Genomic DNA, 2,500 nt, shown 5'->3' on the forward strand with positions numbered 1-2,500 from the left:
ACTCCGGTCCTCTCGTACTAGGAGCAGCCCCTCTCAAATCTCCAACGCCCATGGCAGATAGGGACCGAACTGTCTCACGACGTTCTGAACCCAGCTCGCGTACCACTTTAAATGGCGAACAGCCATACCCTTGGGACCGACTACAGCCCCAGGATGTGATGAGCCGACATCGAGGTGCCAAACACCGCCGTCGATATGAACTCTTGGGCGGTATCAGCCTGTTATCCCCGGAGTACCTTTTATCCGTTGAGCGATGGCCCTTCCATACAGAACCACCGGATCACTAAGTCCTAGTTTCCTACCTGCTTGATCCGTCGATCTTGCAGTCAAGCACGCTTATGCCTTTGCACACAGTGCGCGATGTCCGACCGCGCTGAGCGTACCTTCGAGCTCCTCCGTTACTCTTTAGGAGGAGACCGCCCCAGTCAAACTACCCACCATACACGGTCCCCGACCCAGATAATGGGCCCAGGTTAGAACGTCAAGCACGACAGGGTGGTATTTCAAGGATGGCTCCGCTGCAGCTAGCGCCACAGTTTCATAGCCTCCCACCTATCCTACACAGACGAACTCAACGTTCAGTGTAAAGCTATAGTAAAGGTTCACGGGGTCTTTCCGTCTTGCCACGGGAACGCTGCATCTTCACAGCGATTTCAATTTCACTGAGTCTCGGGTGGAGACAGCGCCGCTGTCGTTACGCCATTCGTGCAGGTCGGAACTTACCCGACAAGGAATTTCGCTACCTTAGGACCGTTATAGTTACGGCCGCCGTTTACTGGGGCTTCGATCAAGAGCTTCGCCTTGCGGCTGACCCCATCAATTAACCTTCCAGCACCGGGCAGGCGTCACACCCTATACGTCCACTTTCGTGTTTGCAGAGTGCTGTGTTTTTGATAAACAGTCGCAGCGGCCTGGTTACTGCGACCCTCTTCAGCTATAGCTCGCACGAGCCACCAAAAAGGGTGCACCTTCTCCCGAAGTTACGGTGCCATGTTGCCTAGTTCCTTCACCCGAGTTCTCTCAAGCGCCTGAGAATTCTCATCCTACCCACCTGTGTCGGTTTACGGTACGGTCTGCGTAAGCTGAAGCTTAGGAGCTTTTCCTGGAAGCGTGGTATCAGTGACTTCGCCATAAAGGCTCGTCTCGGTGCTCGGTCTTAGAGGATCCCGGATTTGCCAAAGATCCAAACCTACCGCCTTTCCCCAGGACAACCAACGCCTGGTACACCTAACCTTCTCCGTCCCTCCATCGCACTTACGCGAGGTGCAGGAATATTAACCTGCTTCCCATCGACTACGACTTTCGTCCTCGCCTTAGGGGCCGACTCACCCTGCGCCGATTAACGTTGCGCAAGGAAACCTTGGGCTTTCGGCGTGCGGGTTTTTCACCCGCATTATCGTTACTCATGTCAGCATTCGCACTTCCGATACCTCCAGCAGACTTCTCAATCCACCTTCAACGGCTTACGGAACGCTCCTCTACCGCGCATAACAAAGTTATGCACCCCAAGCTTCGGTTCACTGCTTAGCCCCGTTAAATCTTCCCCGCAGACCGACTCGACCAGTGAGCTATTACGCTTTCTTTAAAGGGTGGCTGCTTCTAAGCCAACCTCCTGGCTGTCTGTGCCTTTCCACATGGTTTTCCACTTAGCAGTGAATTTGGGACCTTAGCTGTGGGTCTGGGTTGTTTCCCTTTTCACGACGGACGTTAGCACCCGCCGTGTGTCTCCCATACAGTCCGTCTCGGTATTCGGAGTTTGCAATGGTTTGGTAAGTCGCGATGACCCCCTAGCCATAACAGTGCTCTACCCCCGAGAGGATACATATGAGGCGCTACCTAAATAGCTTTCGAGGAGAACCAGCTATCTCCGGGTTCGATTAGCTTTTCACTCCTAATCACACCTCATCCCCTACCTTTGCAACGGGAGTGGGTTCGGGCCTCCAGTGCGTGTTACCGCACCTTCACCCTGGGCATGACTAGATCACCCGGTTTCGGGTCTACTGCCCGCGACTATGCGCCCTTATCAGACTCGGTTTCCCTTCGCCTCCCCTATACGGTTAAGCTTGCCACGAACAGTAAGTCGCTGACCCATTATACAAAAGGTACGCAGTCACTCCTTGCGGAGCTCCTACTGCTTGTACGCACACGGTTTCAGGTTCTATTTCACTCCCCTCCTCCGGGGTTCTTTTCGCCTTTCCCTCACGGTACTGGTTCACTATCGGTCGGTCAGTAGTATTTAGCCTTGGAGGATGGTCCCCCCATGTTCAGACAGGGTTTCACGTGCCCCGCCCTACTCGTCTTCACTGGAATGGCCCTTTCAGATACAGGGCTATCACCTTCTATGGCCGCTCTTTCCAGAGCGTTTTCCTAGAACCAATCCAGCTTAAGGGCTAGTCCGCGTTCGCTCGTCGCTACTTACGGAATCTCGGTTGATTTCTTTTCCTCTGGTTACTTAGATATTTCAGTTCACCAGGTTCGCTTCCAGCAGCTATGTATTCAC

The 2,500-nt window shown here is 53.7% G+C and carries 1 rRNA gene (only partly in view); it reads right to left on the reverse strand.

What is annotated here, in order from left to right:
* A 23S ribosomal RNA gene (locus tag ACZK2V_RS22880) occupies window positions 1-2,500 on the reverse strand (it extends past both window edges: 230 nt to the left, 151 nt to the right).

It is taken from the genome of Stenotrophomonas sp. 93052_Sma (assembly GCF_056481145.1).